Origin of the sequence: Bacillus sp. SJZ110 (assembly GCF_006715455.1) — a bacterium.
Lineage (GTDB): Bacteria > Bacillota > Bacilli > Bacillales > Bacillaceae > Bacillus > Bacillus subtilis.
In genome coordinates, this window is sequence record NZ_VFNF01000008.1 from 98,005 (window position 1) to 105,076 (window position 7,072).

The window sequence follows — 7,072 nt, forward strand, 5'->3', positions numbered from 1 at the left end:
ATTTACCGGAAGCAGTTTACAGAGAATATAAAAAAGCACCCATAAATAATAGGTGCTTCTTTTAATTATGAATTAATTTTCTTCATTTCTTTCTTTATTTCTAAAATAAGATCTAAGTCTGTAAAAGAACTATACACTAAATAATCTAAGTACTGTTCTTTACCTGTTTTAAGAAAAGTATAATAGCCTTCTAAAAGTGTTCTAAAATACTCATTAACACTAGCATTTGAAGGTTTTTTCCCAACATAACCATTACCAGCTGCAAATGACTCCAACCTAACAGCTATATCAAATTGCTTAAGGTTTTCAAAAGGAATCAATTTTAATTGTGGTTCTTTTGTTAGGATTAGACATGTATTATAGCTGTCATTGCCCTGTGATAATAACTCCTGTATTTTTTCTTTCGATATAAATTCTAATTCTTGGTAAGGTGTTATTTTATTCTCTAAGAAATCTATTGATTGTTTAATTCGATAATCTGGACTTATTTCTCTAAAATGATATAGCATCTTAAGAAATTCTTCTCTATCAATTTCATTTAAAAATAATTGACGGCTACCGAAAATAGTTCTCGAAAAGCTCGATTCGCTTATTAACTGTCCCTTTAAAGAAAAAATTTCTTTAGGTGTTAATGGACAATTAAAAAATATTCGTTCCCCTTCATGTGTGGCGAGAAACAAGTCAAGAGCCTTTTCCTGATCTGCTGTTAAATCAATTTTGTTTAAGAAGCCGTCTATTGCAACCAAATCATGTTTCTGAGTGTCTATGTAATAGTATGAATCATTAATTATATCTTCGAACTTAATAATTTTAGTTTTAAGTTTATTAGCGTTTAGCGCCGTTAGAAAATCTTCCATTAACCTAGAAGAACTTTCCGACTTTGTACTAAATAAAATAATTCTTTCTGGTTTCTTTTCAATAACAAGATTCTCTAGAAAATTAATTGTTCTTTCATTATCTTTATTCTTCTTAATCCCAACAAACATGTTTTAATATCCTACTTTCTTTTATTGGTTTCCAAGACTAAAGGTTTATGCTCCTAGAGAAATAATACTCTTTTTTCAAAAAATATGCAATTTTCTATAACTATTATTTGCATCTCACAATACTCCGAGAGGAAGCCAAGTATAGCAAGATCGCACAATGAAACACGATAATACTATTCTCCCGATACGGACGCCTCAGACTAGCTGCTATCCAGGCTCAGAATGTTCCTCTCGTTTTGGCTTCATTCCTCAACACCTTTGTTCCGTATCCGAATTCGTCTTGATAAGGGAAAGACGCATCTCCCGTGTATTTCGATAAGTTTTATTTATCGTATTTCGTTGATAGGTTAAGTTTATCGGGATTTCAAACATAAATAGTCCCCCTTTTTGTCCCCTAAAATGTCCCCTGTTTTGTCGGGAGTTTGTCGATAAAAATAGCACTCGGATTTTCCCGAGTGCCTAAGCCATATATTAATTTGTATTTCTTATATATGCTTTTCCTCCACCAGAACCAGCAGATAACAAAACTCGATATTTACATCCACCTTGCATATATGCCGAACCACTTGCTGATTTTCCATTTTCGGCTACCAAAGGTTGTCCTATCGATTTTTCCGCAGTAGATCCACATTTTTCATACAATATTCCAGTCGCAGTTGAACTATTACTTTGAACTGTCCATCTTCCATAACCATGCGCTCCATCTACATAGCCAGTATAAGCTGATCCTGCTGAAAGTAATATAGCATCTGAACTAGAAGCTGCTACTGCTGAATTTGAAAATCCCAAAAATAAACTTGAAGCCATACTTAAAGAACCAATTGTCATCAATAGTTTTCTTTTCATTTAAAATCTCCTCCTTTTGTCTACATTTTATCTCCCTATAAAAAATACAACAAAAGTAATTACACCCATATTTTTGATGTTCACATTTAATTCATATTATCCCGAGTGCTGTGGCAATACGTAGAATAGCACGCTGTTTTATCTCATAATAGGTGTCCTTCTTCATGCCAAGTTCCATATAGATATGAATGTCTTTTGTTTGGCTGGCTGTTAAGTATTTTTTCTCAATGATCATCCGTTCTTCATCGTCCAGGCTGTTTTCTAACGCCCTAGTTTTCGATCTACTTCCTTAAGAAATGACAATTGTGCTACGGACATCCCCACTCTCCTTTCATCAATATTAAATTTTTAAATAAAAGAAGGAATTTATCATTTTTTGTCAAATATTAATCTTCATATCTATTAAGAAGGAGAATTAATAATGAAAAAGAAAAAAACACTTTTGGCTTTAACTGCATTCATCTCTTTATCGACTTTTTCTTTATCAGCTAGTGCAACATCAACAACAGGAAGTGTGACATCATACAAATCACAAAATGCAGCTCAAAGTATCCAGTTAACTGGTGCAGGAAAATATATGAAACTCACATGTACTTATACAGGCTCTAGTGGTGGAACCGGTTACTGCGATGTTTATGAAGTTGGAGGTTCAGGTAGTGCTAACCTTACTGTCTCCTCAACCAATAAAACCGCTAGTACAGATGTTTGGATGAATAAAGGGAAAACTTATATACTACAAGCAGATGATGAATGGTATTCACCAGCTGGATCATACGTAACTGCAACTATCAAAGAAAGATAAAATTGGAAAAGAAAAAATAGAAAGAGGAAGTTTATCTTCCTCCTTTTTTCTTAATTTTCGCTCACATCTTCTTCAAGTTTATTTTCCAACGCATTTAGAATAGCTTCAAATCTCCAATTTTTAAAGGGACCATATATTTTATTTTTAACCACTAATACAAACTCACGTTCGGTTCCGATGCATGCAAAATCCACTAATATAAAGTTTCTAACTACCCCCATTTATTTCACCCTCGATAGACGTTGCACGTCAGAAATGGTCATTTGGTGATCGGCTTCCCGGACAGCTTCGGCAAATGTTTAAATTCCGGTATCCCGAAAAACATGGCGTTCGATAATCTCAGAATTCCTCAACATCATGCTCAGGATCCCCCAGCTGTCTGAATCAGTAGCAACGCCGTACACAGTCATCCATTTACTTTAGTCTTTCGGATCGGGCTCTTCCCATTCTTCAAAATGGCAAAGCTCATGATCTACCAGCGCAGCGCGCTGTTCCTCCAGCATCATCTTCCATGCAGCCTTATTGATAAACACGAAAAGCATGTAATCCGTCATATGACGTTCGAATGCTGTGCATTTTTTCGCCTTTCCTGCCCATTTGCCGTTACCCTCACGGAAATAAAAACCTATTTGCTGTTTAGCGTTTTTTAAATGTGGACGATGCGCTTTTAGCAAGCTGCCGTACTTCTCACGATTCTAGAGATCTATAATGCTTTTGTACGAATACTAGATAAAGCTGGTCTAGATTCATGCCCTTCGTTGACACACATGCTGTTTTGCTCCTTGAGTCAGGTGCTTCAATGAAATATGTACAAGAACGACTGGGTCATAAAAGTATTCAAGTTACACCAGATATTTACTCACACATCAGCAAAAAGATTGATAGGGATTCAATGAATAAGTACGAAGGTTATATCTCCACAATTATGGAGTAATTTTTTTATTGTTTTTTTGTGGGTGTTTTGTGGGTGGTCTATGATTTATATTAAGTTATTAAAATTGTTAACGAATCAAAAAATCCCTTGACACTAATAGTGACAAGGGATTGAGAGATTAATACTGAGACATATACTGTTCGCGTTCCCAAGGATGTACTTGCGTGCGGAACATATCCCATTCGATTTCTTTTGCTTCGATGAAGTGTTCGAATAGGTGCTCGCCCAGCGCTTTGACCATGACTTCGTTTGATTTGAATTCTTCTAGCGCTTCCGCAAGTGTTGCTGGAAGGTCAACGATTCCGTTTTCCATGCGCTCTTCTTTGCTCATCACATAGATGTTGCGGTCGATTGGAGCCGGCGCTTCCAGTTTGTTTTTGATTCCGTCTAATCCTGCAGCAAGCAATACGCTAAGTGCAAGGTATGGGTTAGCAGCTGGGTCTACGCTGCGTACTTCTACACGTGTGCTGATGCCGCGAGAAGCCGGGATACGGATAAGCGGGCTTCTGTTTTGCGCGCTCCATGCTACATAGCAAGGTGCTTCATAGCCAGGAACAAGACGTTTGTATGAGTTTACTGTCGGGTTTGTTACTGCTGTAAAGCTTGTTGCGTGCTTCACGATACCTGCAATGAAGTGTTTCGCTGTTTCACTTAACTGAAGATCTGCGTTTTCATCAAAGAATGCGTTAACACCATTTTTGAAGAGTGATAGATTGCAGTGCATACCTGAACCGTTCACACCGAACAATGGTTTTGGCATAAATGTCGCATGCAGGCCGTGTTTGCGGGCAATTGTTTTGACAACTAGTTTAAATGTTTGGATGTCATCACAAGAGCGGACTGCTCCAGCATATTTAAAGTCGATTTCGTGCTGACCAGGTGCTACTTCGTGGTGAGACGCTTCGATTTCAAAGCCCATCTCTTCAAGCTCAAGTACGATATCGCGGCGGCAGTTTTCTCCTAAATCAGTTGGAGCTAAGTCGAAATATCCGCCTTTGTCGTTTAGTTCAAGCGTCGGCTCGCCTTTTTCGTCCAATTTGAATAAGAAGAATTCAGGCTCAGGTCCAAGGTTAAAATCACTGAAGCCGAGGTCTTCCATTTCTTTCAGAATCCGTTTTAAGTTGTTTCGCGGGTCACCTTCGAAAGGTGTGCCATCCGGATTGTAAATATCACAGATGAAACGTGCTACTTTACCTTTTTCAGCTGTCCATGGGAAGATAACAAATGTATTTAGATCTGGATACAGGTACATGTCTGACTCTTCGATACGAACGAATCCCTCAATAGAAGAACCGTCAAACATGACTTTATTATCAAGCGCTTTTCCAAGCTGGCTTACAGGAATCTCAACATTCTTGATTGTTCCAAGAATGTCAGTAAATTGAAGGCGGATATACTTCACGTTTTCTTCTTTTACTAATTTTTCGATATCTTCTCTAGTGTACTTTGCCATTTGGTAAAATTCCTCCTCTTAAAAGGTAAATGTATATAGCAAAACAGTTGCTAACGGATTAATGAAAGAAGCGGGACATGTCGCCTTGACGGAATGTATTCCCTCTTTGAAAACGGCCGGCTTGCATGAGCTCGTTTTTCAGGAGTTGTCTCAGTTCGTCATCGGACAGATCATGTTTCATTGGTTTTTTCGTCTTCTCGCTTTGTTTTTGTTCTGGCTCGGCTTCGGCTTTCGCCAGAATCTGTTTAATTCCTGCCATGTTTACACCTTGTTCTATCAGGTGCTTGATTTCTAACAGTTTATCTACATCATGAAATGAAAATAATCGTCTATTCCCTTCACTTCTGGCTGGAAATATCAGTCCATTTTCCTCATAATATCGAATTTGTCTTGCTGATAACTCAGTTAACTGCATGACAATTCCTATTGGAAATAAAGGCATTGAGCGGCGAATATTATCACTCATCTCAATTTCCTCCTTTTCTTAACTTAGTTTCATTATAGGTGATGTTATATTTTGTGTCAATAAGATGTAAGGATTCTTAACATCGAATCCAGAGAAATTTTTAAAAAATTTAAATTAATTGCTTTTCCATCAATGAATCCACTGCACTGCATATGGCATTCTTCACATGCGAATAGGTTAATCCTCCCTGAACATACGCTACATACGGCGGGCGGATAGGGCCATCAGCTGATAATTCGATGCTTGCTCCTTGAATAAAAGTGCCTGCTGCCATAATGACATCATCTTCGTATCCCGGCATGTAGGCTGGATAAGGCGTCACATGAGCATTGATTGGCGATGCAAATTGAATAGCCTGGCAAAAAGCAATCATCTTTTCTCTGTCAGAAAACTCAACGGATTGTATCAAATCCGTTCTTTTCGCATCCCATTTCGGGTTTGAAGTGAAGCCCAGTTTTTCAAGGAATCTCGCTGTAAACACCGCTCCCTTTAAACTTTGAGACACAACGTGAGGCGCCAAAAAGAAGCCTTGGTACATTTCTTGGAGCGAGTAAAGAGATGCCCCCGCTTCTCTGCCGATGCCTGGTGACGTCATACGGTATGAGCAAGCTTCAATCCATTTCGCTTTTCCGACGAGGTAGCCGCCTGTTTTCGCAAGGCCGCCGCCGGGATTTTTAATGAGAGATCCCGCCATCAGATCGGCTCCGACATGGCAAGGCTCAAGCTCTTCCACAAATTCTCCGTAACAGTTATCCACAAAGACGATCAGGTTTTCATTGATTTCTTTTACAAAACGTATCATTTCTTTTATTTCACTAATTAAGAAAGAAGGGCGATTCGCATATCCTTTTGAGCGCTGAATGCCGATTACTTTGGTTTTCGGATTGATCGCAGCGGCGACTGCATCATAGTCTATCTTTCCATCTTTCGTCAGATCAACCGCATTATAGCCGATTTGAAAATCCTTTAGCGATCCAGCGTTTTCTCCACCCCTGACGCCCACAATTTCCTCTAGCGTATCATACGGCTTGCCCGTGATATAAAGGAGCTCGTCCCCCGGTCTGAGGACACCGAACAAAGCAATTGAGATGGCATGTGTGCCTGAAATGATTTGCGGCCTTACAAGCCCCGCTTCTCCGCCAAACACATCCGCATATATGCTTTCAAGCGTGTCTCTTCCGATATCATCATAGCCGTATCCAGTAGACGGCGTGAAATGAGTGTCGCTTACTTTGTGTTTTCTATAGCTTTGAAGCACTCTCCACTCATTTCGCTCGCTGATTTCTTCTATTTGTTTATGAATGCCGGCAATGTCCGCTTCCACTTCCATTGCCGTTTTCTTCAATAATTCTCCGTGTGTTAATGTGTCAAACATGTCTTTATATTTCCTTCCTACATATACTTCTTTAATTCACCGATGATACTTTGCTCTTCTTGGACATAGCCGGATATGTCATACTGTTCATTTTCTTCATTAAAATAGAAGCGGTCTACCATCGTTTCCGATTTGATTCTGGAAAGGAGCTTCCCTTCACTTGCCGGCACATGTGCTTCAAAAGACGTTAACAGTTCTTGGCGCAAATAG

8 protein-coding genes and 2 pseudogenes are annotated in these 7,072 nt (G+C 38.9%); 1 reads left to right on the forward strand and 9 read right to left on the reverse strand.

Annotated features, from left to right (window positions below; translation table 11 throughout):
- Positions 1-65 precede the first annotated feature (65 nt).
- The 3 genes and pseudogenes from FB592_RS19570 to FB592_RS19580 all read right to left on the reverse strand — a co-directional run.
- The gene (locus FB592_RS19570) at positions 66-986 is read right to left on the reverse strand and encodes a hypothetical protein (RefSeq protein ID WP_124059885.1); all 921 of its coding nucleotides are present in this window, start codon (positions 984-986) and stop codon (positions 66-68) included.
- Positions 987-1,457: 471 nt separating this feature from the next.
- A complete protein-coding gene (locus FB592_RS19575) occupies positions 1,458-1,832 on the reverse strand; it encodes a hypothetical protein (protein WP_019260087.1) in 375 nt (124 codons plus the stop codon).
- Between the two features lie 91 nt (positions 1,833-1,923).
- Positions 1,924-2,103: pseudogene (locus tag FB592_RS19580) on the reverse strand (ArpU family phage packaging/lysis transcriptional regulator); the annotation flags it as partial.
- Positions 2,104-2,253: 150 nt separating this feature from the next.
- Between FB592_RS19580 and FB592_RS19585 the strand changes: the two are divergent.
- Positions 2,254-2,634 carry a hypothetical protein gene (locus FB592_RS19585; protein ID WP_116316073.1) on the forward strand — a complete coding sequence of 127 codons (381 nt, stop codon included), beginning with the start codon at positions 2,254-2,256 and terminating at the stop codon, positions 2,632-2,634.
- Between the two features lie 50 nt (positions 2,635-2,684).
- On the opposite strand, the gene FB592_RS20975 is transcribed toward FB592_RS19585, so the two are convergent.
- From FB592_RS20975 to FB592_RS19615, 6 genes and pseudogenes are all read right to left on the reverse strand, one after another.
- Positions 2,685-2,855, reverse strand: a complete 171-nt coding sequence (locus FB592_RS20975; RefSeq protein WP_162868974.1) for a hypothetical protein — start codon at positions 2,853-2,855, stop codon at positions 2,685-2,687.
- Positions 2,856-3,053: 198 nt separating this feature from the next.
- A complete protein-coding gene (locus FB592_RS20980) occupies positions 3,054-3,308 on the reverse strand; it encodes a putative metallopeptidase (protein WP_162868973.1) in 255 nt (84 codons plus the stop codon).
- Between the two features lie 378 nt (positions 3,309-3,686).
- Positions 3,687-5,021 (reverse strand): type I glutamate--ammonia ligase, encoded by a 1,335-nt coding sequence (gene glnA, locus FB592_RS19600; protein WP_003231737.1) that lies wholly within the window; start codon positions 5,019-5,021, stop codon positions 3,687-3,689.
- A 58-nt stretch (positions 5,022-5,079) separates the two neighbouring features.
- A complete protein-coding gene (glnR, locus tag FB592_RS19605; RefSeq protein ID WP_014476884.1) occupies positions 5,080-5,487 on the reverse strand; it encodes a transcriptional repressor GlnR in 408 nt (135 codons plus the stop codon).
- Between the two features lie 109 nt (positions 5,488-5,596).
- Positions 5,597-6,862, reverse strand: a complete 1,266-nt coding sequence (locus FB592_RS19610; RefSeq protein WP_029317829.1) for a methionine gamma-lyase family protein — start codon at positions 6,860-6,862, stop codon at positions 5,597-5,599.
- Positions 6,863-6,879: 17 nt separating this feature from the next.
- A pseudogene (locus tag FB592_RS19615) lies at positions 6,880-7,072 on the reverse strand (GTPase HflX); the annotation flags it as partial.

What these genes read in the sequence shown, in the direction of transcription:
- FB592_RS19570 (WP_124059885.1), bottom strand. Translation starts at nt 986, where the DNA reads ATGTTTGTTGGGATTAAGAAGAATAAAGATAATGAAAGAACAATTAAT.
- FB592_RS19575 (WP_019260087.1), bottom strand. Translation starts at nt 1,832, where the DNA reads ATGAAAAGAAAACTATTGATGACAATTGGTTCTTTAAGTATGGCTTCA.
- FB592_RS19585 (WP_116316073.1), top strand. Translation starts at nt 2,254, where the DNA reads ATGAAAAAGAAAAAAACACTTTTGGCTTTAACTGCATTCATCTCTTTA.
- FB592_RS20975 (WP_162868974.1), bottom strand. Translation starts at nt 2,855, where the DNA reads ATGGGGGTAGTTAGAAACTTTATATTAGTGGATTTTGCATGCATCGGA.
- glnA (WP_003231737.1), bottom strand. Translation starts at nt 5,021, where the DNA reads ATGGCAAAGTACACTAGAGAAGATATCGAAAAATTAGTAAAAGAAGAA.
- glnR (WP_014476884.1), bottom strand. Translation starts at nt 5,487, where the DNA reads ATGAGTGATAATATTCGCCGCTCAATGCCTTTATTTCCAATAGGAATT.
- FB592_RS19610 (WP_029317829.1), bottom strand. Translation starts at nt 6,862, where the DNA reads ATGTTTGACACATTAACACACGGAGAATTATTGAAGAAAACGGCAATG.